This is a genomic window from Actinoplanes sp. NPDC048988, from assembly GCF_043197815.1.
In the GTDB taxonomy this organism is placed as follows: domain Bacteria; phylum Actinomycetota; class Actinomycetes; order Mycobacteriales; family Micromonosporaceae; genus Actinoplanes.
In genome coordinates, this window is the sequence record NZ_JBICTW010000012.1 from 49,707 (window position 1) to 71,589 (window position 21,883).

Below are 21,883 nucleotides of genomic sequence, written 5' to 3' on the forward strand. Positions count from 1 at the left end.
ACCGAAAACTCTTCGAAGGGAACCTGACCATGACGAAGCCTCCTGTCGTCGAGCACGCGGCCTGGCGTGCGGAACTGGACGCGCTGCGCGCCCGCGAGAAGGCGGCCACCCGCGAACTCGACGCGATCGCCGCGCAGAGGCGGCGGTTGCCGATGGTGCGGATGCCCGAGTACACCCTGGCCGGGGCGGACGGTCCGGTCCGGCTGGCCGACGTCTTCGACGGAAAGTCGCAGCTGATCGTCTACAACCACATGTGGCATCCGGGCGCCGAGTGGCAGTGCGGTGGCTGCACGAGTTTCACCTCGGTCTTCACCCGGCTGGGCTTCCTCGACAACTACGACGCGCGATTCGTGATCGTCACTCAGGGCCCGATCGAGGAGGCGCTTGCGTACGCCGACCGCGTCGGCAACAAGATGACCTGGTACTCCACCGCGGACAGCCCCTTCGGCGCCGACGTCGACGCCCCGGCCGGCGGCGGCTTCGCGGTGAACGTCTTCCTGCGCGACGGGGACGCCGTCTACCGCACCTGGCACACGTCGGGCCGCGGCGTCGAGCAGCTCACCCACACGTTCGCCCTGGTCGACGTGCTGCCGTACGGCCGCCGGGAGGGCTGGCAGGACTCGCCTGAGGGATGGCCGCAGGCCCCGGCGTACAGCGGCTGGCTCGACTCGCCCGACATCGCCCGCCTGTACGGCCCCGCGTCCTGACGACGGCCTTGCCCAAATCATCTTAGTCACTAAGATAACCGGATGGGCATATCGACCGACTTCACCGTGGCGATCTCCGGTGCCGGGCTCTCCGGCCTCTGCCTCGCCCAATACCTGACGCGCGCGGGCATCGACGTGCACGTCTACGAGCGCGACCCGGGGCCTTTCGTCCGGCAGCAGGGCTACCGGATCATTCTTGACCGGTACGGGCTGGAGGCGCTGCGGGAGAGTCTGCCGCGCCCGCTGTACCGCCTGGCCCTGGCCACCGGCGACGAGCCCGGAGGGCACCTGCGCTTCACCGACAGCGGGCTGCGCGACGCCTTCGTCATCACCTTCAAGCAGGAGGCGCACGCGACCCGCCAGGTCGACCGGCTGACCCTGCGCTCGATCCTGATGTCCGGGCTGGAGGGGCGGATCCACTACGGCAAGGCCGCCGTCGCGGTGGACGACGGCGGCCCGGCCGGGTTGCGGCTGCGCTTCGCCGACGGCGGGGCCGTCGCGGCGTCGGTCGTCGTCGGCGCGGACGGCGTCGGCTCGGCCCTGCGGGAGCAGCTCATGCCGGACGCGGGCCCGGCGAACACCCCGATGGCCGGCGTCTACGGCCGGTCGCCCCTGCGGTTCGACGGCCGCGACGTCATTCCGGGCGCGCTACGGACCAGCGGGGTGCTGGCCATCGCCGACCAGCCCGGCCGCGCCTTCTTCTTCACCTCCATGCGGTTCGGCGAGGACCCCCGGGAGGCGTTCGCGCGGATGGCCCCCGGCAGCTATGCGCCGATCGGCGACGACTACGTCATGTGGGGTCTGCTGCTCGGCCAAGACGAGGTCCCCCTCGGCCTCCGCGGCAACCTGCTCGCGCTGCGGGACCTGGCCGCGCACAAGAGCGCCGATTTCCACCCGCTCATCCGGCGGCTGGTCGACACGGCCGAGCTCGACGCCACGGTGCTCAACCCGTTCGCCACCGGCCGCCGCCCGACCCGATGGGCGGTGCCGCGGGCCACGATGATGGGCGACGCCGTCCACGTCATGCCGCCCTTCGGCGCGCACGGCGGCAACACCGCTCTGCGCGACGCCGCCCTGCTCGGCCAGAAACTCGTCGAGGCCCGCGCGAACGGCACGCCGGTGGAGGACGCGATCACCGCGTATCAGGACGAGATGGTGCCGTACGCCTTCCGCGCCGTCGACACCGCGGCCAAGCTGATGCGCCGGCTGACCGGGGGCGCGGCCGCGCCGCACTGGGTGCTGACCCGCGTGCTACCGCGGCTGCACCGGGTGACCGTACCGGAGGCATGATTGCGGGCATGTCCCACAAGCCGGCCCGTGCGTCCGCGATCGCCGACCTCATGCGCGCCGGACGGGAGACCTCACGGCTGTCGATGGTGTTCCGGTACGCCATCGCCGACCGGCTCGGCCTGACCGTGAGCGACCTGGAGTGCCTGGATTTCCTGGCCGACGCCGGTTCCGCCACCGCCGGGCAGGTCGCCGAGCGCACCAACCTCACCACCGGCGCCGTCACCAGCATGCTCCGCCGGCTCCAGCAGGCCGGCTACGTCACGGCCGAACGCGACCCGGCCGACCGGCGACGGGTTATCGTCACCCTGCGGCCCGAGCGGGCGGCCGAGTTGGAGCGGCCGTACGAGCGGTTCGCCGGCCGGGCCGAACGGCTCATCGAGGGCTACAGCGTCGACGAGCTCCTGCTCCTGGTCCGCCATTTCGGCCGCATGCAGGCGATGTACCTCGACGAACTGGACCGGCTCCGCAGCGGCGACGAGTGACCCATCTCGCAATACTTGCCTCTGACGTCAGCGTGAGGTTTTACCGTGAAGGCATGCAGATCAACGGAGCCAAAGTCCTCGTCACCGGCGCCAACCGCGGTCTCGGCAAGGCCTTCGCCGAGGCGCTCGTAGCCCGCGGCGCCGCCACCGTCTACGCCGCCGCCCGCCGCCCCGACAGCATCGAGATCCCCGGCGCCATCCCGCTGCGCCTGGACATCACCGACCAGGCCTCGATCGACGCCGCGGCGGCCGAGGTGGGCGACCTCGACATCCTGATCAACAACGCCGGCATCTCCACCGACGCCCCACTGCTCGCCCCGTCGACCGACAACATCCGCCGCGAGTTCGACACCAACTTCTGGGGCACCCTCAACGTCACCCGCGCCTTCGCCCCCCGCCTCGCCGGCGGCGCCATCCTCAACGTCATCTCGGCCCTGAGCTGGTACGCGTTCGCCCCGTCGAGCAACGGCTACGCCGCCTCGAAGGCCGCCGAGTGGTCCCTCACCAACGGCATCCGCCTCGAGCTGGCCGACCAGAAGACCCAGGTCACCGCCCTCGCCCTGGCCATCGCCGACACCGACATGATGGCCGGCTACGACATCCCCAAGCTCCCGCCCCACGAGGTCATCGCCCAGGCCCTGGACGGCTTGGAGGCCGGCAAGCTCGAGGTGATCGCCGACAAGCCCACCGCCAACGTCAAGGCCTCCCTCTCCGCCGACCCCGCCCTCTTCTACGCCGACATCCCCGGCGCCCTTTTCGGCTGAACACCGCCGAGTCTCCAACGCGCCAACCCGGCGGCCCGGGCACCCCGGCGGAGTCGACCTCCCCTTCCGGCCCGGGCCACCACATCCACCGTTCGGCGCCGAACCCGAAGCGGCGCCCGTCGCCGCCGACCGGCGCGAAGAGCGTGAGAGGCGGCGGCACCAGATCTTCACCGCCTGGTGGCAGCGCCGCGGCTCGGAAGTGAACGGGTAACCAGGAAGCCTCCGGTGAACGCTGTAAAGAACGCGAGCCGGGGCGGTTCCGGTCAGTTCTGTCGGCGGATAGCGGGGTTCGTCGCTATGTTCGGCTGGGCGGAAAACGGTGGGGGCGCTGATTTCCGACTGCTGTGGGAGCGGATCCGTGTGCGACGTTGGCTTTCATGCGTGGTCGGTCGTGGACGGTTGCCGCGGTTCTTGTGATGGCCGGGATTGTGGTTCCGGGGGCGCCCGCCGTTGCGGCTACGGTGGGGCGGGTCAACTTTCAGCCGGCCGGGTCCGCGGCGCCGGCGGGGTACGTCGCGGACACCGGGGCCGGGTTCGACGCCGGGCGTGGCTACGGCTGGGTGCGGCGGGGGACCGCCGAAGCCCTCGACCTCGCGCGTAACACGCGGGACCGGGGGCGGGCCGGCGTCGATTCTCGGCTCAACACGATCGTGCACATGCAGTACGGGGATGTGGGCGGCGCCAACGGGGTTCTGACCGAGGGCGCCTGGGAGTACGCCGTGGCCGACGGCACCTATCAGGTCACCGTTTCGGTGGGCGACCAGGCGCCGTACGACAGCCGGCACACCGTCCGCGTCGAGGGGGTTCCGGCCGTCGACGGTTTCGTGTCCACCGCCGGGGCCGAGTTCCGGGCGGCGACCGTGGCCGTGGCGGTCACCGATGGGCGGCTCACCGTCGACGCCGTCGGTGGCGTCAACACGAAGCTGAACTATGTGGACATCGCCCGGGACTTCTCCCTGAAGGTGGACTTCTCCGACGCCGCCACCGCGCCCGCGGCCGGCTATGTGCGCGACTCGGGCGGTGCCTTCACCACCGCCCGCGGCTACGGCTGGGTGCGGATCGGGACGCGTACGCCGGTCGACCTCACCGGCAACGGCCGTAACCGGAACCCGGCCGCCGGGCAGGCCGATCCGCGGCTCGCCACCTTCATGCACGCGCAGCTCTCCGGCGGGACCGGCTCGTGGGAGGCCGCCGTCCCGGCCGGGCTCTACGCCGTCACCGTGGCCGTCGGGGACGCGGGCACCGCCGTCGACAGCACGCATTGGGTGTCCATCGAGGACCAGAACGCGATCGCCGCCTTCGGGCCCACCGCCACCACCAAGTTCGCGACCGCCACCCGGACCGTTCGGGTGACCGACGGTGCCCTGACGATCAGCCCGGCCGGCGGGGTCAACACCAAGTTCGCGTACGCGGACATCGCCGCCGTCGCCGCGGCCGAGACCATCCCGGCCGTTCGGGCCGGCACCCCGGCCAACGGCGCCACGAACGTTCCCGTGACCGCCAGCGTCGTCGAGGATCTGGTGCTGCCCAACGGCGGTGTCAGAGCCGCCTCCCTGACCGCCTCGACCGTCACGCTGACCCGGCTCACCGACGGCGCCGCCGTCGCGGCCACGGTCATCACCAGCGGCGGCGGGGACGTCATCAACCTTTCGCCGACGGCCCCGCTCGCGCCTTCGACCGCCTACCGGTTCACCGTCACCAGCGGCGTCACCGACGTCACCGGAAAGCCGTTCGCCCCGTATTCCATCGTCTTCACCACCGGCACCGGCGGCCCGACCGGCGGCCCGGCCGCCTTCGACAAAACCGTCGGCGTGGCCACCGGCGCGCCTTTCACCACGGTGGTCAAGGGCCCCGACGGCCGCCTTTACGCCGGTACGCTCGACGGCCGCGTCTTCCGTTTCCCCATCACCACCGGCGGCACCCTCGGAAGCCCGACAGTCATCAATACGGTGCGGGACAACGCCGGTACGACCCGGACCGTCATCGGCATGGCCTTCGACCCCGCGTCCACGGCGGCCGCGCCGATCCTCTGGGTCACCGACAATGACGAATACGTGGGGCCGCTCAACGTTCCCGACTGGTCCGGGCGGATAGGACGGCTCAGCGGGGCCGACCTGACCACGTACACACCGATGGTCGTCAATCTCCCGAGGTCGGTGAAAGACCACGAGACCAATTCGCTGGCGTTCGGCCCGGACGGCGCCCTTTACGTGAGCCAGGGCGCCAACAACGCCATGGGCGCCGCCGATTCGACCTGGGGCAACCGTCCCGAGCGCCTTCTCAGCGCGGCCGTCCTGCGCCTGGATCCGGCCAAACTCACCGGGACGCTGAACGTCAAGACCGAGGAGGGCGGCACGTACGATCCGTACGCCGCGAACGCTCCTCTGACCATTTACGCCACGGGTGTCAGGAATGCGTACGACCTGGTCTGGCACCGCAACGGGCATCTGTACGCGCCGACGAACGGCTCGGCGGCCGGCGGGAACACCCCGGCGACCCCGGCCACCCTGCCCGCCTCGTGCGCGCGGCGCGGCTACACGGGACCGGCCGTTCCCGCGCTGTCGAATGTGCCGACGGCCGAGACCGACTACGTCTTCGACGTTCTCCCGGGACGCTATTACGGCCACCCCAATCCGGTCCGGTGCGAATGGGTGCTGGCCTGCGGCAATCCCACCTCCGGCACCGATCCGTTCCAGGTCGGCGCCTATCCGGTGGGCACGCGGCCCGACCCGAATCTGCATCTGGCCGGGATCACCGACGCCGGTCTGCACGCCTCGGCCAACGGCGCCATCGAATACCGCGGCGGCGTTCTCGACGGCAAATTGCTGGTCGTGCGCTACTCCTCCGGTCAGGACATCGAGACCTTCGACGTCAGCCCGGCGGGCGCCCTGTCGAATCGGACCACCGGGATCACCGGTTTCACCGGATTCAGCCAGCCCCTCGACCTGACTCAGGATCCGACGACCGGTTTCCTGTACGTCACCGAGCTCGGCGCCTCCCGCATCACCCTGCTGAAAGCGCGGTCGTGACGCCCCTCACTGCGTTGACAAGATCCCGCGACGACTATCAGAACAGCCGTTCCCACGGGGGAGAACAACGGCTGTCTGGAGGGCGACGTGCAAACCCGCCTGCGCTTGCTGGGCTGGATGGCCCGTCGATTCGGCGGCAGCAAGCCCCGCGCCATGAATCTCGAGGGAACGCTGGCGATGCTGCCGGACAGCTCACTGTTCCCGCTCTATCGGGACGGGCTCGACCCCGTACCTCAATTGACAGAAAAGCCTCCCGTGAGCCGGCTTCCTTTGCCGCTGGGCATCCGGGCCTGGCTGGTGACCGGCCATGAGCAGGTGCGGGCGGTGCTCGGTGACGGCGGCGCCTTCAGCAACGACTTCGGCAAGTTCGCGGCCAAGGTCGGGCTGACCGCGGGGGAGCAGCCGGGCGGGCTCGGCATGACCGACCCGCCGATGCACACCAGGCTGCGGCGGATGGTCATGCCGGAGTTCACCATGCACCGGCTGGCCCGGCTGCGGCCGCGCATCGAGGCGATCGTCGACGACCGGCTCGACGCCATGGCGGCCACCGGCGGACCGGTCGACCTGTGGCAGGAGTTCGCCCTGCCGGTGCCGGCGCTGACCATCTGTGAGCTGCTCGGCGTCCCGTACGAGGACCGGGACCTGGTCCAGAAGTTCAGCGCGGCCCGCTTCGACCTGGGCGACGGGGCGTACGCGCCGCTCGACGCGATAAACGAGTCCCGCGCCTACCTGCGCGACCTGGTCGCCGACCAGCGCCGCCGCCCGGGCGACGGCCTGATCGGATCGCTCATCGCGGCCCACGGCGACGAGCTCAGCGACCAGGAACTGGCCGGCCTGGCCGACGGCGTGCTCACCGGCGGCCTCGAGACCAGCGCCAGCATGCTCGCGCTGGGCGCCCTGGTCCTGATGACGCAGCCCGGGCTGGCCGCGCCGTTACGCGCCGGCGAGCCGGCCGACGCGCTGGTCGAGGAACTGCTGCGCTACCTGACCGTGGTGCAGGTCGGCTTCCCGCGTTTCGCCGTGCGCGACCTCGAACTGGACGGCGCCTCGATCAAGGAGGGCGACATCGTCATGTGCTCGCTCATCGGCGCCGACCGCGACGGCGTACTCGGACCCGGAATGGACGTCATCGACGCCGGCCGGGCCACCAGCCGCTCCCACCTGGCGTTCGGTCATGGCCTGCACCGCTGCGTCGGCGCCGAACTGGCCCGGATGGAGCTGCGCATCGCCTACCCGGCGCTGGTCCGGCGTTTCCCCGAGATGCGCCCAGCCCTCGACCCGGCGAGCCTGCCGATGCGCCGCGCGTCCATTGTGTTCGGTCTTGAGGCGCTGCCGGTGGCCCTGGTCGGGCCGGCCACGCACTGACACGGAAGCGTCCAGCCGACATACTGGCCGGTGTGCACTGCGTGTTCTGTGATCTCGTGGAGGGGCGCGCCCCCGCCAGATGGGTGGCCCGCGAGGACGGAGCTGCCGCCTTCCTGACGCTCCCGGAGGGGGCGCTGGCTCCGGGACACACATTGGTCATCCCTACCGAGCACGCCGTGGGCCTTCATGACGTGAGCCCTCGAGCGCTGGTGCGCGTGACGGCTCTCGTCCAGAAGGTCGCTCGTGCCATGGCCGTGGGCTTGGGCGCAACCGGGGTCAACGTGCTGAACGCCAGCGGCCCGGGCTCCGAGCAGTCGGTGCCGCACCTTCATTTCCACGTGGTCCCCAGGTGGCCCGACGACGGCTTCACCACCTGGCCGAAACAACGTTCTCGTCGAGGCATCACCGGTGATCCAGGCGCCGCCCTGGCAACTGCCGTAGCTCTGTGATCATGAGGCGATGGAACTCATCTCGCTGACCGGCCCGGACAGCCATCGCCTCGAGCGGAAGCTCGGCGTCGGAAGCTGCTCGATCGGCCCACGGGTGCCCGGCGACGCGCGGCCGGACCTGACGGTTGCCCCGGACGATCGGCTGAACTGGGCCGTCTTCGATGACTTCCACACCCCTGCCGGTTCACCGTGGCCGCGCTGGATCGCCTATGAGGGCGACGACACCGGCTGGGTGGACTGGGCGGCCCGCCGGCCGATCGAGGGCTTCTCCTGGACCCCCCACACCGCGCACGACCTGGACGCGAGCCGGGCCGACATCGGTGGGCTGGGCGTCACCGTGCGCCGGGCGCCCCTGCGCCTGGTCCTACCGGCCACCGGACGGTTCTCCGCCGCCGGCGACCTCAGCCTGCTGACGCCCCGACTCGCCGCCGGCGCGACGTGCCCGCCGCTGGGCTTCCAGCCGGACGTCGCGGCCGCGCCGGCGACACCGTACCGGTTGCCGGACATGCCGGCGCTGGCCGGCGCGACCTCGCTCGCGGTGTCCGTGCCGCCGCTGCGGCAGCCGTTCGACTGCTCCAGCCTGCGGCAGTTCGCCGGCCTGCGCAGCCTGGAGCTCGCCGGCAGCCTCACCGGCCTGGACGCGCTGGCCGCCCTGCCCGGCCTGACCGCGCTGCAACTGCGCTTCGTGCCCGATCTCGCGGGCCTGCCGCCGTTGGAGACCTGGCCCGGCTTGGAGCATCTGATCGCCTGGAACGTCGACGAGAACGTCGGGAGACAACTGCGGTCCCGGCTGCGCCGCCCCGACCGCCAGTGGCGCGACTCCAACGTCTCGCGGCTGCGTAAGCCGGAATGGTTCGCCACCGAGTACGGGCTGCCGTTCGCCGCGTGGCCGGCCCGGTCCGCGCGGGCCGCGGTCAAGGCGTTCCGTGCGGCCGAGGCGACGATCGCGGTGGCGGGCACGGCGGCCGCGGTCGAGGAGGCGGTGCGCGCCTTCGTCGGGGCGCTCAACCGGCTGCCCCGGATGGAGACGACCGAACGGGAGGACGCGCAGGTGGCCGTCCAGCTGCTGACCACGGCCACCCCGGCCGGTGACCTCAGCGCGGACGCCGCCGCGTGGTTCGACGCGGCCCGCGACTTCTGACCGCCGCCCCTCCGAGTGCTGCGGGTGGGCCGCCGGCGGCGCTGAGGTGATGGCGGAGACGGCGGGGCACTGCCGGGTGAACGGCGATCTCAGGACTGATGCATGACCTCGTCCATGCCGCCGGAGGTGCGCCAGGCGCGCAGGAGGTCGTGGAAGACGACCGGGCCGGGGCCGAACGAGTTGTTCACCGGGCGCGGCTTGCCCTCGCCGTTGTAGTAGCCGGGGGTGCACTCGGACTGGAAGTCGAAGTTGTTCGGGGCCGTTTCGCGGATGGTGGCCACCCACGCCTGTTCCGCCTCGGCGGTGGGCTCGATGCGGTGGGCTCCCCGGCGGGACGCCTCGGCCACCATTTCGCCGATGTGGGTGGCCTGTTCCTGCAGGACGTGGGTGAAGTTCACGGCGGCCGCGTTCTGCAGGGAGCCCATGTGGAACAGGTTGGGGAAGCCGTGGCTGGCGAAGCCGTGCAGGGTACGGGGGCCGTTGCGCCAGTGGCCGAGCAGGGGCAGGCCGCCCCGGCCGTACACGGGAAGGGTCCCCGAAAGCACGCCCGAGATGCCCGTCTCGAAGCCGGTGGCGAAGATGACGCAGTCCACCTCGTACGACTGCTCGCCGACCACTACCGCCGACGGGGTCATCGCCGTGATGCCGCCGGAGTCGGCCGTGTCGATCAGGGTGACGTTCGGGCGGTTGAAGGTGGGCAGGTAGTTGTCGCTGAACGTGGGGCGCTTGCACATGTAGCGGTACCAGGGCTTCAGCTTCTCCGCGGTGTCGGCGTCCTCGACCACCTCGGACACCCGGGCCCGGATCTCGTCCATCTTGCGGAAGTCGGCCCGCTCGTCGAGGAACGCGCGGTCCTCGGCCGAGATGGTCGGGTCGACCGTGCCGGTGAGCATCTGGCGTTGCAGGGCGGCGGTCGCCGTCCAGCCGTCGTTGATCAGGTCTTCGGCGACGTGGCCGCCGGTGACCAGGGTCAGGAAGTTCTCCATCCGTTCCCGCTGCCAGCCGGGCTTCAGCGTTTCCGCCCAGGCCGGGTCGATCGGGCGGTTGTCACGGACGTCCACCGACGACGGGGTGCGCTGGAAGACGTACAACCGGGACGCTTTTTCGGCGATCTGGGGTATCACCTGGATGCCACTGGCGCCCGTGCCGACCACTGCCACCCGCTTGCCGGTCAGGTCGTACGAGGCGTCCCAGCGGCTGGTGTGCATGACGTGGCCGGCGAACTCGTCGACGCCGGGGATGCCGGGCAGTTTCGGCTGGGTGAGGGTGCCGGAGGAGATCACCACGTAACGCGTGCGGAACTCGTCGCCGCGGTCGGTGGTCACCGTCCACTCGGCGGCCTCGTCGTCCCAGCGCAGCTCGGTGACCCTGGTGTGGAACAGCGCGTCGGCGTACAACTCGAACTGCTTGGCGATGGCGACGGCGTGGCCGCGGATCTCGTCGCCGGGGGCGTAGCGCCACTTGGGGACGTAGCCGACCTCCTCCAGCAGCGGCAGGTAGACGGTGGACTCGATGTCGCACTGGACGCCGGGGTAGCGGTTCCAGTACCAGGTGCCGCCGAAGTCGCCGCCCTCGTCGATCATCCGCAGGTCGCGGACCCCGGCCTGGCGCAGCCGGGCGCCGGCCAGCAGGCCGCCGAAGCCGCCGCCGATGACCAGCGCCTCGACCCGGTCCCGCAGGGGCGCCCGCTCGGTCCGCTCGGTGTACGGGTCGGTGGCGATCTCGCCGGCCGCCCGCCGGTACTGGGCGTTGCCCTCGTCGCGGATGCGGCGATCCCGCTCCTGCCGGTAGCGGGAGCGCAGCCACTCCAGCTCCTCGGGGGAGTAGCGGTGGGGGGAGGAGGGGAACATGCGGGGCCCTTTCGCGGAGACCGTCCGGTGTGGAGACCAGCCGGGGCCCAAGATTAAACCAACTGATTGACTTCTTGGGAGGTGTACGGGGCCTGATAGAGCCCTTCGACCGCATCGATCAGACCGCTCGCGGCCGCCGGCCACTCCGGGGTCATGGAACGTTCACGCTGCGCACAGAAATGGACGATCAGGGTGTGCGCCATGTCGTCGCGTTCGCGGCGGACCCGGTCGGGCAGCCCGGGCAGGCAGGCGTGCACCGCGTCGGTGGCGGCGCGCAGGGCCGGGGCCTCGCCGACCTCGGCCGCCGCCAGCTCCCGCAGCTTCGGCTCGGTCATCAGCTGGGCGGCGAAACGGCCGTACCAGCTGGGGGTCCCGAGAGAGGCGAGATGCCGGGTGTACGGCAGGACCAGGCACGCGACCCGCTCGCGCAGGACGGTGCTCCCGGCGAAGCGGGCCAGCAGGGCGGCGCGGATCTGTTCGGTCGGCGTCGAATGGTGGCGCACTATCGCCCGTACCAAATCGGCTTTCGACCCGAAATGGTAGCCGACGGCGGCCGTGTTGCCCTGGCCCGCGGCCTCGCTGATCTGCCGGTTGGAGATCGAGAAGACGCCGTGCTCGGCGAAGAGCCGCTCGGCCACGGCGAGAAGGTGCGCTCTGGTCCCGCTCACCCTTGGGGAGCCTACCGACGGGGCGCCGCCGAGGCATCGTGCTCGTACAGCCAGTCCAGGGCGTTGAACGACCATGACCGGGAGCCGGCCGCCATCTGGCTGTCCCGCTCGCGCTGAGCCGGCCCGTCCGGCAGGTGGAACCGGGTCTTGTTGCCGGCCGACATCTCCTGCAGGCGCGACGTCCGGGGCAGGCGGATTCGCTCGTACGCCGTGAGAGCCCCGGCCACGTCCGGCGTCTCCCGCAGCAAGGCGGCCAGGGCGGCGCCGTCCTCGACGGCCTGCGCCGCGCCCTGCGCCATGAACGGCAGCATCGCGTGGGCGGCGTCGCCGAGCAGGGTGACCCGCCCGCGCGACCAGGCCGGCCGGGGCGGCCGGTCGAACAGCGCCCACACGTACATCGCGCCGGCCGCCCCGATGATCTGGAGGACCTGCGGATGCCACCCGGCGAAGGCCTCGCACGCGTCGGCCACGCCGGCCCGGTCGGTCCACGACTCGCGCGTCCAGCGGTCCTGCTCGACCACCGCCACGAAGTTGACCGACCGCCGGCCGCTGATGAAGTAGTGCACGAAATGCCGGCCCGGGCCCATCCAGATCTGCGCGGTCACCTCCAGGCCGAGGTGGCGCAGGCGCTCGGCCGGAACGACCGCCCGGTACGCGACGCAGCCGGTGAACCGGGCCTCGCCCGGCCCGAACAGCAGCCGGGCCACCGTCGAGTGGATGCCGTCCGCCCCTACCAGCACATCGAACCGGGTCCGCTCGCCGTCGCCGAAGGCCGCGTCCACCCCGTCGTCGTCCTGAACGATGCCGCTGAGACGCCGCCCGAGGTGGATCCGCTCGGCCGGCAGGGCGGCGGCCAGCGCGGCGAGCAGGTCGGCCCGGTGCATCTGATAGTGCGGAAAGGACGCCTCGGCCAGCGGGGCCCGCAGCAGCGTCCGCCCGTCGTCCCACCGCCGCTGATGCCAGGCCAGCGGCCGTACGCCCGTGGCGGCCAGCGCATCGGCCAGCCCCAGCCCGTGCAGCACCCGGGACGCGTTCGGGCTGACCTGAACCCCCGCCCCCACTTCGGACAGCCGGCCGGCCTGCTCGTAGACGTGCACGTCCAGCCCCGCCCGGAGCAGGCTCAGCGCGGCCGACAACCCGCCGACGCCCCCACCGACGACACCCACCGACAACGAACCGGCCATGCCCCCGATCGTTCACCGCCGCCGGCGGCGTCACTGCCGGGTAGCGGACAATCCGGCACCCCTGATCAGGTCCCGGTACACGGTGAAGGCGCGGCTCCGGCGAGCGGCTGCCGGCGTCGCGGAGACTGAACAAGTCGTACAGCGCGATGTTCGCCGAGGTCTCGAGCTCCAGAATCGTGCCGACCATGTCGGACAGCGATTGCGACTGGCTGTCTTCCGTGCGGGGTGGCCCGCTGGGCGATCCGTTCTCGACGATGTGGATCGGGGTGTTCGCCGAGACGTGGGCGAGCGGAAGACAACGGTCACGGCCACCGAGAACCCGATCCGGACGTCATCGCGGCCGCGGCTGTCCAGAACGGCCCGGGCGTGGGGGATACCCCGCGTCAGCGCGTCGAGCACCCCCGGCGAGCTGCCGTCGATCAGCGGGACCGGGAAATTGGGTTCGAGCGTCACCTGCAGGTTGGTCGGCCGGATGGGAACACGTGGTTCCCGCCCGTCCGCCGGGGTAGATGCCGAACTTCACGAGGCGTTCCCTTCGCTCGGCCAGAGGATGTCGTGCGAACGGATCCGCGCGGTCAGCCGTCTGATCCACTCCATCTCGGCGGTGAGGACGGCCCGCCAGTAATCCGTCTCCAGCATGTACACCTCGGGAATCCCGTCCGCCCTCTCGTAACGCACGGCCTCCTCGACCAGGCGGTCCAGCCGGGTCTGGAGGATCGCGGCCACCTGGCAGGCCGCCAGGAGGCCGGCGTAGGAGACGGCCAGGACGAAGTCGATGGAGGCGGGCCGCGCGTCACGCAGGCCCGCTTCGACTCGGCGGCTGAGGTCGGCGACGCCCGCGCCGGTCAGCTCGTACGCCGTGCGCGGTGGGCGGCCCTCCACCTGGGCCGGCGCGCGGGGAGCGACCGTGCCCGCCCGTTCCATGCTTTTCAACAGCGTGGTGACGGTGCTGCGGGTGACGCGCAGGTGCGTATACCGCGATTGCAGGCGGGCGGTGAGGTCGTAGGCGTGCGCCGGTTGTTCGACCAGGAGGCCGAGCAACGGCATGACCAGGCTGTTGCGGGAAGCGTCCAACGGCGTTTATCAAGCAAGAGGTGAGAGCGATCACGCCGGGGGACCGCGCCGAACGGCTGTTGTTGAGATAACGTCGTCAGGTTGTCCACCGGGTGGTAGGGAGCGGATCGTGAGTCAGAACGCGCTGGCGTCGTCGGCAGTCGCCGTGGAGGCGGGCCGGAGGCGTACGTTCGCCGTGATCTCACACCCGGACGCCGGCAAGTCGACCATGACCGAGGCCCTGGCCCTGCACGCGCGGGTGATCGGGTCGGCCGGCGCGGTGCACGGCAAGGGCGACCGCAAGGGCGTCGTCTCCGACTGGATGGAGATGGAGCAGCAGCGCGGCATCTCGGTCACCTCGGCCGCCCTCCAGTTCTCGTACCGCGACGTCGTGATCAACCTGCTCGACACGCCCGGGCACGCCGACTTCTCCGAGGACACGTACCGCGTACTGACCGCCGTCGACAGCGCGGTCATGCTGCTCGACGCGGCCAAGGGCCTGGAGCCGCAGACGCTGAAGCTGTTCGAGGTGTGCCGCCAGCGCGGCATCCCGGTGATGACCTTCATCAACAAGTGGGACCGGCCCGGCAACGACGCCCTCGCCCTGATGGACGAGATCGAGCAGCGGATCGGGCTCAAGCCGACCCCGCTGACCTGGCCGGTCGGCATCGCCGGGCACTTCCAGGGCGTGATCGACCGCCGGACCGGCGTCTTCATCCGGATGCAGCGATCACCGGGCGGCGCCGAGCTGGCCATCGAGGAGGAGATGAGCGCCGAGGAGGCGGCCGAGCGGTTCGGCGCCGACTGGGCCACCGCCGCCGAGGAGCTCGAACTGCTGGCGATGACCGAGGCCGACCACGACCAGAAGACGTTCCTGGCCGCGACCTCGACGCCGGTGCTGTTCGGGGCGGCGGTGGCCAACCTGGGCGTACGGCAGCTGCTGGACATCCTGGTCGAGCTGGCCCCGCCGCCGTCGGCCCGCCCCACCGCGGACGGCGGCGAGCAGCCGGTCGACGGCACGTTCTCCGGCTTCGTGTTCAAGATGCAGGCCAACATGAACCGCGCCCACCGCGACCAGGTGGCCTTCATGCGGGTCTGCTCGGGCAAGTTCGAACGCGGCATGGTGGTCACGCACGCCGACACCGGTAAGCCGTTCGCCACCAAGTACGCCCAGCAGATCTTCGGCCGGGGCCGGGAGACCATCGACGAGGCCTTCCCGGGCGACGTGGTCGGCCTGGTGAACGCGACAGCGCTCGGCATCGGCGACACCCTCTACACGGGCGGCGCGGTGCGCTACCCGCAGCTGCCGTCGTTCCCCCCGGAGCATTTCGCGGTCGTACGGACGAACGACACCACCGCCTTCAAGCGCTTCCGCCGGGGCATCGAGCAACTGGACGGCGAGGGCGTCGTGCAGGTGCTGCGCTCGGAGCAGCGAGGCGACCAGGCCCCGGTGCTGGCCGCGGTCGGCCCGATGCAGTTCGAGGTGGCCACCCACCGCCTGGAGGCCGAATTCGGGGTCAAGGTCCAACTGGACCATTTGCCGTACGAGGTGGCCGCCCGCACCGACGCGGCCGGCCGCGAAATCCTCCGCTCCGAGTCGAACGTCGAGGTCATGACCCGGGTACGCGACGGCGCCCTGCTGGCCGTCTTCCCCCACCGCTGGCGTATGCGCACCGTCGCCGGCCGCCACCCGGACCTCAAGCTCGATTAGCCGAACCATCCCGCGGTGTCGAAGCGGATGGGAGCCGCGCTCACCAGTGCCGCCAGCTGCCCCTCGAACTGCGCGAACTCGGCGGTGCCCAGCTGTCGTTCCCACCGGAGACGCAACTCGTCGAAGATTGCTTCTCCTTCACGCATGACGTCGAATCCGAGCGGAGTGACCTGGAGGCGTTTGCGGCGGGCGTCGCCGGGATCGGGTTCGCGACTGACGTACCCGCGTTCCAGGAGAACGGCGACGGTCTTGGCCGCCGATTGTTTGGCGACCGAGAGGCTTCGGGCCAGGTCGGAGGTGCTGTCGGCGCCGGCCGCGATGGCCCGCATGGCGAAGTCGTGGACGGGCCGCACGTCCTCGTAACCCCGGCGGGCCAGTTCTTCGGTGGCCGCGTCGACGAGGCCCCGGAAGCCTCCCAGCAGCAACAACGCAAGATCAGCGCCAGAACGGGACATGCGGGAAGGCTACGGCACCACCCCTGGACAAGGACAGCCAGGGTGTCTATCGTCGAGATGGACACCCTGGCTGTCCTTTTGAGGAGACGCATGACTTCCGCCCGTTCGCCCCAAGACATCACGCATCACCGAGCCGACGTCAACGGCACCAGCCTCCACTACGTCAGTGCCGGCGCCGGCGGCTCACCGATCCTGCTGGTCCACGGCTTCCCGGAAAGCTGGTGGGCCTTCCACAAGCTGATCCCCCGGCTGGCCGCCACCCACCGCGTCTTCGCAGTCGACCTGCGCGGCTTCGGCGACTCCGGCACCGGGCCGGGCGCCTACGACAGCGCGACCTCAGCCGCCGACCTGCACCACCTGATCGCTCACCTCGACGTCGGACCGGTCCACCTCACCGGGCAGGACATCAGCGGAGCGACCGTCTTCCGCCTGGCCACCACGCACCCCGAGCAGGTGCGAAGCCTCACCGCGATCGAGATGGGCCTACCCGGATTCGGCTTGGAAGCGCTGGCCGACGTAACCCACGGAGGCGCCTGGCACATCGGCGTCCTCGCAGCCCCGGACGCCCCCGAGCTACTGCTCACGGGACGAGAGAAAGAGTTCCTCGGCCGGTACGCATTCCCGTCGATGACCGCCGTACCCCAGGCGATCACCGACACCGACATCGAGGAGTTCGCTCGCGGCTACGCCCGATCCGACGGCTGGCGCGGCGCCGCCGGCCTCTACCGGTCGATGCTGCGGGAAGGCCCCGAGATCAGAAGCCTCGCCGAGTCGCCCGGCCTTCACCAGCCCGTACTCGCCGTCGGCGCCGGAGGCGGCCCTTTCACCCGCGACACCATGTCTCAGGCGGCATCCACGGAGATCAGCGACGTCCAACTGGCGGGTGTCGGCCATTACGTAGCCCTCGAAGCCCCCGAGAAGCTGGCGGCCGCGATACTGAGCTTCGTCGACGGCGTCGACAAAGAGAGCTCGGTTACTTTGGCTGAATGACCTGGACGAACCGGGTGGCTGAGCGCTACCGGGACCTCATGCGGCAACGCGCGGCTCACGCCTTCTACGGCGTGTGTGCCGAGTGCGGTCACGACTGGCGGGAGCACCATCCCGACCGGGGCTGCGGCGAGTGCGGATACGAGATCGAGCACGGCGAGCCCGGCGCGCCGAGCATGGTGTGCGCCGCTCGGGCACCCGGCCACACCTTCGCCTGACGAGCCAGCGAAGAGCGGCGTGGGCGGCACGGCCGCACGGCCGGATCGCGGCAAACCGGAGGGCCGGAGAGCTGGTGCCGCGCTGTATGCCTGCCGTAGTGCGAGGAGGTGCCTACATTTCTTGCATGACCATCAGGTGGCAGGAACCGGTGGCAGCGGGATCCGGCCTTCTCGTGGTGGCGAGCGGGTGGCTGCCGTGGTGGCTGGTCCGCGTTCGGGTGAGCGACGACAGCGGTACGCGGGTGGCGACGTTCGCCGGAACGGCATGGCAGATGTCGTCCCGGTGGAGCGCGGCCATCGTGATCGCCGTGGCGGCGGTCGCCGTTTGGCTGGTCTGGCGGTTCGTTCGGGGACGGGTCCCGTTGCCGGTATGGCTGGCCGTCCTGGCGGCGGTGACGGTGTCGGTGTTCCTGACCCTTGTTCAACGCAGCGACATCGAACCGATGAACGACCCCGAGACAGAGACCACTATGACAATCGAGCTGGACGTGGACGGGAAGCCCGAGTCCGAACCGGGCGCCGATATCGCGGCGGACTGGATGAAGCGTGATCACCTGGTGCCGTATCGAAGTGATGGTCTCGACGTCGGTCTGGGATGGGGCTTGTGGGTGGGGCTCGCCGGCATGGTCGTGGCCGGTTTGGCGGTGGCCGCGGGCCGACCCCGAGGCACCGACCCTACGTGACGCCACCGGGCAAGCCGGAGTGCGAATTTGCGGCGGTGAGAGCGCACGCCCAGAAAGCTCGCGTGCATCGGCGATGGCCGGCCGCTAACCTGGTGCGGCGCGCCGGGCAAAGGCGGGTGGGAAATTCCGTGCCAGCACTTCCGTGCTGCCGACCGCGAGGTATGAGCCGGTTCGAGTCCGGTAGCCGGGCGCGCGCCTCATACGCAGCAGTCAGCGGGGGAGAGGCAGTTCGGGCCCGCGGCCGGGCTCGCGGCGAGGCGAGACCTTCCGGTGTCGGATGCGCCATCCGTGAGGGGTCCGCACCAGCTCATCCGCATAGACGAAGCTGGCAACCGAGCCCTCCACGTCGACGGTCAAACCCTTCGACCACGCTCGGGCTCCGTCGCCGTCCTCCCGCACCACGACGTTGGTGACATGCATGCCCAGGATGTTTCCAGGCCCCCGGCGGTGCGCGACCGCGATGTACATGGCGAGCCGAGACTCGTGCTCATCACTCGGGTGCACCGGCGCGAGGCCGAGATCGCTCGTATCGACCACCAGATCCGGGGTGAACACCAGGTCGAAGCGGTCGTAGGCGCCGGCGTCGCACAGGTGACCGTGCAGTGCGATCACCTCCTGGATCTGCAATCGATCTTCGGCGGTCACGTGCACCAGGAACTCCTCGTACGTCGGAGGCATGCGGCGGCCGACGCTAGCACTTGCCGGCAACCGTGGCCGTCCCGAACTTCGTTGCGCCGATCTTGTAGATGCGCACCGGCCATAAACGGCGTGTGGTCAACGTGGTGCTGGCGACGATCGCGCTCAGGTGATTCTTTCCAGTGCGTAGCGTGCCGCTTCGGCGACGAGATCGTTGTCGGGCACGGCGTTGCGGTCGGCGCGGCTCGACATGATGGAGACGAGGACGGGATCGGCGGACGGTGCGGGCCACACGAGGCCGATGTCGTTCGCGATGCCGTAGAAGCTGCCGGTGCCGGTCTTGTCGGCCACGGTCCAGCCGCGCGGCACGGCCGCCCGGATCCGTTTCTTGCTGTTGAGGTTCCGGTCGGCGCGTTCCATCAGGTCACGAAGGTAGGCGCGGGCCTCGCCGGGGAGGGCGCCGCCCACGATGATCTTCTGGTAGTCCGTGCCGATGGCCCGGGCGGAGGTGGTGTCGCGCTGGTCGCCGGGTTTCCAGTCGCGGTGGAGGCCCGGTTCGGTCCGCACGGATCGTGTCACCGTGTCGCCCAGCGTCCGCAGGTAGGCCGTCAGCTGGGCCGGGCCGCCGATCTGGCGCAGCAGGAGGTTTCCCGCCGTGCCGTCGCTGAAGCGGATCGCCGCGTCGCACAGCTCGCCGAGCGTCATCCCGGTGGCCACCCGGTCCCGGGTCTTGACCGCGTTTTTCCGGTTCGGATCCACATCGGCCTGGGTGAACCGGACGCGCTTGCCCAGCCCGGCCAGTGGTGTGGCGTGCAGGACGGCGGCGGCGGCCAGGCCTTTGAACGCCGAGCAGAACGGGAACCTGTCGTCCGCCCGGTGCTCGACTGTGACACCGCTGCCGGCCGACACCGCGAATACCCCGAGCCGTGCGCCGTACGCTCGCTCCAGCTCGAGGAGCCGCGCGTGACGTTCCGCCGGGCGGGACGCGGCGACCGAGGGCGACGCGGGGGCCGAGGGCGACGCGGGGGCCGAACTCGGCTGCTGCTGTGGCCGGGTCGTCTTCTCGTCATGCCTGACGCATCCGGCCATCAGGAGCGCCGCGACACCGATCGCGGCTCTTCGGGTGATCACCGGCCGTGGCTTTTCGCGGTCTCGGCCACCGGCCGGAACAGCGCGTCGAGAGTCATGCCGGGGAATGTACCGAACCACTTAGAACAACCGACCCCGATTCCTGTGAAGAACTCATGAGGTTCGATCACAAAATCGATTTACCGGGTCCGGGCTGGTGTGGGAAGGTCCGATGCCGTTCGTGCCCACCGGCCGGGCGGCGGATCCGTACCCCCCTCACGACAGGGCATGACACCGCAGATGAGTAGTTCCACTTTCGCCGCCGAGGATGCCGACCGCTGCCGCCGCGCGCTCGCCGACGAGCAGGCCGCCAGCCTCGCCGCGACCGCCGGCTGGGCCCATGTCGACAAGGAGCAGGTCCACCGCGACTGGCACGACCTGTACGGCGAGATCGCCGCCGCCATCAAGGCGGGCGCCCAGCCGGGCGACGAGGCGGTACAGGAGCTGATCGACCGGCACCACGCCGTCGTCAGCCGGTTCTACCACCCGAGCCCGGACGCCTACCTCGGGATGGCCCTGCTCTACGCCGAGGACGAGAGCATGCGCACCTGGCACACCTCCTACCACCCGCGGATGGTCGAATTCCTCGGCACGGCGATGCGGTACTACACCGACGCCCGCCGCTGACCCGCCGGGCGCACCGGCCGCCGTCGGAAGGACACTCGGGCGGCGGCCGGTGGTGGGGTCAGCCGTTGGCGGAGGTGATCAGCTCGTAGTCGATGTCGCCGCCGCCGTTGAGCCAGTTCTGCAGCCAGGCGTCGTCGAGGGCGACCGAGAGCGCGGTGAAGTCGCTCCACTCCTCGTTGGTGCCGTTCGCGCCGTAGCACGGGCCCTTCACGTCGGTGCCGTCGTGCAGGATGCCGTACGCGCTGTTGTCGAACTGGCTGAAGAGCGGGCCGCCACTGTCGCCCTTGCGGCCGCAGTGGTTCGTCACGATGCCGCCGTTGAAGTCGGTCACCTCTCCGCAGTAGGTGCCGGTGAGCCACCCGCCGCCGCCGCTCGCGGTGTCGGCCGAACCGGTGCGGCACGCGATGAAGCCGAGCAGGATGTCCTCGTAGTTCCACTGGTCCCAGACCGGCCAGTCCTTGCTGACGCAGGACACGTGGGACGAGGCGCACTGGTGCCGGACCAGGTTGCGCGGCGTGCCGCCCCAGTAGTCGACCTGGTCGGGTTTGGTCTGGTAGGGCGAGATCGCGTAGTCCTTGGGATAGCTGGAGTTGGTGAGCACGGTGTCCTCGTAGCCGACGGCGATGCCGTTGTGCGAGGTCTTGTCGATGTGCGTGTGGTTGCTTCCGCGGAAGCAGTGCCCGGCCGTGATGATGTACTGCCAGCCGTTGCTGCCCCGGATGTTGAAACCGGCGGTGCACGGACCGGTGGTGCCGTCGTCGCGGGGCACGTCGAGCCGGTATCCGCCGCGCATCGGGGCCGGGCCGCAGATCAGCACGTGGCAGGGCGGCCCCGCCTTGGCCGTCGGGGCCGTGGTCGCCTCCGCCTTGTCCTCGGTCGCGAGCCGGCCCTGCTGCCGGCGGGCGACCACGACGCCGGGTTCGGCCGCCGTCAGCCGGGTCAGCGAACTCATCCGTGTCACGGTCGCGGTCCCCGGCGTCCAGACGGCCAGCCGGTTGCGGTGCACGTCGATCACGGCGGCCTCGCCGTCACCGAGGGAGGGCTCGATCCGCGCCTTCATCGCCTCCAACTGGGCCATCGAGTACGTGGCCGGTTGTGTGCGGAGCCGGACGAAACTCGGCAGCTTCGCGGCCACGTCGGACTTGTCCCCGGCGGTCAGGCCGACGACGAGTTCACCGCCGTTCTTCTGGTCCAGCCACATACCGGCGTACCGGTCCGGGAGATCTTGGCGCAGCTGCCGGCCGAGGTCCCGGGACGCGGCCTGCACCTTCAACCGGCGTACGGCCTCGGCCTGCGTGACACCGTAGGTGTCGACGAGGTACGCCACCGAGTCGGGCGCCTTGGCCACCTCGGACGGCGCCGCGACGGCCTGGGCGGGCACCCCGGCCACCCCGGTGACCAGCAGGGACGCGATGGCGGCGAGGGTCAGGGTTCTTCGCATGAGCACTCCTGGGGG

21 protein-coding genes are annotated in these 21,883 nt (G+C 70.7%); 13 read left to right on the forward strand and 8 right to left on the reverse strand.

Annotated elements, in window-relative coordinates:
* The first annotated feature begins 29 nt into the window (after positions 1-29).
* From ACGFJ7_RS30770 to ACGFJ7_RS30805, 8 genes are all read left to right on the forward strand, one after another.
* On the forward strand, positions 30-707 hold the full coding sequence (locus tag ACGFJ7_RS30770; RefSeq protein ID WP_392645201.1) for a DUF899 domain-containing protein: 678 nt from the start codon (positions 30-32) through the stop codon (positions 705-707).
* Between the two features lie 42 nt (positions 708-749).
* On the forward strand, positions 750-1,997 hold the full coding sequence (locus tag ACGFJ7_RS30775) for an NAD(P)/FAD-dependent oxidoreductase (protein WP_360254842.1): 1,248 nt from the start codon (positions 750-752) through the stop codon (positions 1,995-1,997).
* Between the two features lie 8 nt (positions 1,998-2,005).
* The gene (locus ACGFJ7_RS30780) at positions 2,006-2,479 is read left to right on the forward strand and encodes a MarR family transcriptional regulator (RefSeq protein WP_392645203.1); all 474 of its coding nucleotides are present in this window, start codon (positions 2,006-2,008) and stop codon (positions 2,477-2,479) included.
* Between the two features lie 53 nt (positions 2,480-2,532).
* Positions 2,533-3,243: an SDR family oxidoreductase gene (locus ACGFJ7_RS30785; protein ID WP_360254838.1), complete on the forward strand. Its 711-nt coding sequence runs from the start codon at positions 2,533-2,535 to the stop codon at positions 3,241-3,243.
* Between the two features lie 416 nt (positions 3,244-3,659).
* Positions 3,660-6,272 (forward strand): Ig-like domain-containing protein, encoded by a 2,613-nt coding sequence (locus tag ACGFJ7_RS30790; RefSeq protein ID WP_392645205.1) that lies wholly within the window; start codon positions 3,660-3,662, stop codon positions 6,270-6,272.
* 87 nt (positions 6,273-6,359) lie between these two features.
* Positions 6,360-7,637, forward strand: coding sequence for a cytochrome P450 (locus tag ACGFJ7_RS30795; RefSeq protein WP_392645207.1), 1,278 nt, complete (start codon positions 6,360-6,362; stop codon positions 7,635-7,637).
* A 41-nt stretch (positions 7,638-7,678) separates the two neighbouring features.
* Positions 7,679-8,086 carry an HIT family protein gene (locus ACGFJ7_RS30800; protein WP_392645456.1) on the forward strand — a complete coding sequence of 136 codons (408 nt, stop codon included), beginning with the start codon at positions 7,679-7,681 and terminating at the stop codon, positions 8,084-8,086.
* A 10-nt stretch (positions 8,087-8,096) separates the two neighbouring features.
* Positions 8,097-9,227, forward strand: coding sequence for a hypothetical protein (locus tag ACGFJ7_RS30805; protein ID WP_392645209.1), 1,131 nt, complete (start codon positions 8,097-8,099; stop codon positions 9,225-9,227).
* Between the two features lie 89 nt (positions 9,228-9,316).
* Here the strand turns inward: ACGFJ7_RS30805 and ACGFJ7_RS30810 are convergent, their stop codons facing one another.
* The 4 genes from ACGFJ7_RS30810 to ACGFJ7_RS30825 all read right to left on the reverse strand — a co-directional run bounded on the left by ACGFJ7_RS30810 (position 9,317) and on the right by ACGFJ7_RS30825 (position 14,003).
* The gene (locus ACGFJ7_RS30810) at positions 9,317-11,077 is read right to left on the reverse strand and encodes an NAD(P)/FAD-dependent oxidoreductase (RefSeq protein WP_360254828.1); all 1,761 of its coding nucleotides are present in this window, start codon (positions 11,075-11,077) and stop codon (positions 9,317-9,319) included.
* Positions 11,078-11,130: 53 nt separating this feature from the next.
* Entirely contained in the window at positions 11,131-11,745 is a 615-nt protein-coding gene (locus ACGFJ7_RS30815) for a TetR family transcriptional regulator (protein ID WP_360254826.1), read from the reverse strand.
* Positions 11,746-11,756: 11 nt separating this feature from the next.
* A complete protein-coding gene (locus tag ACGFJ7_RS30820) occupies positions 11,757-12,929 on the reverse strand; it encodes an FAD-dependent monooxygenase (protein WP_392645210.1) in 1,173 nt (390 codons plus the stop codon).
* Positions 12,930-13,448: 519 nt separating this feature from the next.
* A complete protein-coding gene (locus ACGFJ7_RS30825; protein WP_392645212.1) occupies positions 13,449-14,003 on the reverse strand; it encodes a PadR family transcriptional regulator in 555 nt (184 codons plus the stop codon).
* 109 nt (positions 14,004-14,112) lie between these two features.
* On the opposite strand from ACGFJ7_RS30825, the gene ACGFJ7_RS30830 reads away from it, so the two are divergent.
* Positions 14,113-15,693 carry a peptide chain release factor 3 gene (locus ACGFJ7_RS30830; RefSeq protein WP_360254820.1) on the forward strand — a complete coding sequence of 527 codons (1,581 nt, stop codon included), beginning with the start codon at positions 14,113-14,115 and terminating at the stop codon, positions 15,691-15,693.
* On the opposite strand, the gene ACGFJ7_RS30835 is transcribed toward ACGFJ7_RS30830, so the two are convergent.
* Positions 15,690-16,148, reverse strand: a complete 459-nt coding sequence (locus ACGFJ7_RS30835; protein ID WP_360254818.1) for a MarR family transcriptional regulator — start codon at positions 16,146-16,148, stop codon at positions 15,690-15,692. The two genes, ACGFJ7_RS30830 and ACGFJ7_RS30835, sit on opposite strands and share 4 nt — an antisense overlap.
* Positions 16,149-16,238: 90 nt before the next feature.
* Between ACGFJ7_RS30835 and ACGFJ7_RS30840 the strand changes: the two genes are divergently transcribed.
* The 3 genes from ACGFJ7_RS30840 to ACGFJ7_RS30850 all read left to right on the forward strand — a co-directional run bounded on the left by ACGFJ7_RS30840 (position 16,239) and on the right by ACGFJ7_RS30850 (position 18,036).
* The gene (locus ACGFJ7_RS30840) at positions 16,239-17,138 is read left to right on the forward strand and encodes an alpha/beta fold hydrolase (RefSeq protein ID WP_392645214.1); all 900 of its coding nucleotides are present in this window, start codon (positions 16,239-16,241) and stop codon (positions 17,136-17,138) included.
* Positions 17,135-17,353, forward strand: coding sequence for a hypothetical protein (locus ACGFJ7_RS30845; RefSeq protein WP_392645216.1), 219 nt, complete (start codon positions 17,135-17,137; stop codon positions 17,351-17,353). The genes ACGFJ7_RS30840 and ACGFJ7_RS30845 overlap by 4 nt, the downstream gene beginning before the upstream one ends.
* Before the next feature lie 125 nt (positions 17,354-17,478).
* Positions 17,479-18,036, forward strand: a complete 558-nt coding sequence (locus tag ACGFJ7_RS30850) for a hypothetical protein (RefSeq protein ID WP_392645218.1) — start codon at positions 17,479-17,481, stop codon at positions 18,034-18,036.
* A gap of 210 nt (positions 18,037-18,246) precedes the next feature.
* On the opposite strand, the gene ACGFJ7_RS30855 is transcribed toward ACGFJ7_RS30850, so the two are convergent.
* Together ACGFJ7_RS30855 and bla are read right to left on the reverse strand one after the other, a co-directional pair.
* Positions 18,247-18,687, reverse strand: a complete 441-nt coding sequence (locus ACGFJ7_RS30855) for a nuclear transport factor 2 family protein (RefSeq protein WP_360254810.1) — start codon at positions 18,685-18,687, stop codon at positions 18,247-18,249.
* A 150-nt stretch (positions 18,688-18,837) separates the two neighbouring features.
* Positions 18,838-19,761 carry a class A beta-lactamase gene (gene bla, locus ACGFJ7_RS30860; protein ID WP_392645457.1) on the reverse strand — a complete coding sequence of 308 codons (924 nt, stop codon included), beginning with the start codon at positions 19,759-19,761 and terminating at the stop codon, positions 18,838-18,840.
* A gap of 279 nt (positions 19,762-20,040) precedes the next feature.
* On the opposite strand from bla, the gene ACGFJ7_RS30865 reads away from it, so the two are divergent.
* Positions 20,041-20,427, forward strand: a complete 387-nt coding sequence (locus tag ACGFJ7_RS30865; RefSeq protein ID WP_392645220.1) for a TipAS antibiotic-recognition domain-containing protein — start codon at positions 20,041-20,043, stop codon at positions 20,425-20,427.
* Between the two features lie 58 nt (positions 20,428-20,485).
* On the opposite strand, the gene ACGFJ7_RS30870 is transcribed toward ACGFJ7_RS30865, so the two are convergent.
* The gene (locus tag ACGFJ7_RS30870) at positions 20,486-21,868 is read right to left on the reverse strand and encodes a hypothetical protein (protein WP_360254803.1); all 1,383 of its coding nucleotides are present in this window, start codon (positions 21,866-21,868) and stop codon (positions 20,486-20,488) included.
* Between the last annotated feature and the right edge of the window lie 15 nt (positions 21,869-21,883).

Excerpts from the sequence above, each read along its gene's own strand:
- bla (WP_392645457.1), bottom strand. The coding sequence starts at position 19,761 with ATGGCCGGATGCGTCAGGCATGACGAGAAGACGACCCGGCCACAGCAG.
- ACGFJ7_RS30870 (WP_360254803.1), bottom strand. The coding sequence starts at position 21,868 with ATGCGAAGAACCCTGACCCTCGCCGCCATCGCGTCCCTGCTGGTCACC.
- ACGFJ7_RS30845 (WP_392645216.1), top strand. The coding sequence starts at position 17,135 with ATGACCTGGACGAACCGGGTGGCTGAGCGCTACCGGGACCTCATGCGG.
- ACGFJ7_RS30865 (WP_392645220.1), top strand. The coding sequence starts at position 20,041 with ATGAGTAGTTCCACTTTCGCCGCCGAGGATGCCGACCGCTGCCGCCGC.
- ACGFJ7_RS30780 (WP_392645203.1), top strand. The coding sequence starts at position 2,006 with ATGTCCCACAAGCCGGCCCGTGCGTCCGCGATCGCCGACCTCATGCGC.
- ACGFJ7_RS30785 (WP_360254838.1), top strand. The coding sequence starts at position 2,533 with ATGCAGATCAACGGAGCCAAAGTCCTCGTCACCGGCGCCAACCGCGGT.
- ACGFJ7_RS30770 (WP_392645201.1), top strand. The coding sequence starts at position 30 with ATGACGAAGCCTCCTGTCGTCGAGCACGCGGCCTGGCGTGCGGAACTG.
- ACGFJ7_RS30820 (WP_392645210.1), bottom strand. The coding sequence starts at position 12,929 with ATGGCCGGTTCGTTGTCGGTGGGTGTCGTCGGTGGGGGCGTCGGCGGG.
- ACGFJ7_RS30850 (WP_392645218.1), top strand. The coding sequence starts at position 17,479 with ATGACCATCAGGTGGCAGGAACCGGTGGCAGCGGGATCCGGCCTTCTC.
- ACGFJ7_RS30835 (WP_360254818.1), bottom strand. The coding sequence starts at position 16,148 with ATGTCCCGTTCTGGCGCTGATCTTGCGTTGTTGCTGCTGGGAGGCTTC.
- ACGFJ7_RS30805 (WP_392645209.1), top strand. The coding sequence starts at position 8,097 with ATGGAACTCATCTCGCTGACCGGCCCGGACAGCCATCGCCTCGAGCGG.
- ACGFJ7_RS30810 (WP_360254828.1), bottom strand. The coding sequence starts at position 11,077 with ATGTTCCCCTCCTCCCCCCACCGCTACTCCCCCGAGGAGCTGGAGTGG.
- ACGFJ7_RS30790 (WP_392645205.1), top strand. The coding sequence starts at position 3,660 with ATGGCCGGGATTGTGGTTCCGGGGGCGCCCGCCGTTGCGGCTACGGTG.
- ACGFJ7_RS30840 (WP_392645214.1), top strand. The coding sequence starts at position 16,239 with ATGACTTCCGCCCGTTCGCCCCAAGACATCACGCATCACCGAGCCGAC.
- ACGFJ7_RS30775 (WP_360254842.1), top strand. The coding sequence starts at position 750 with ATGGGCATATCGACCGACTTCACCGTGGCGATCTCCGGTGCCGGGCTC.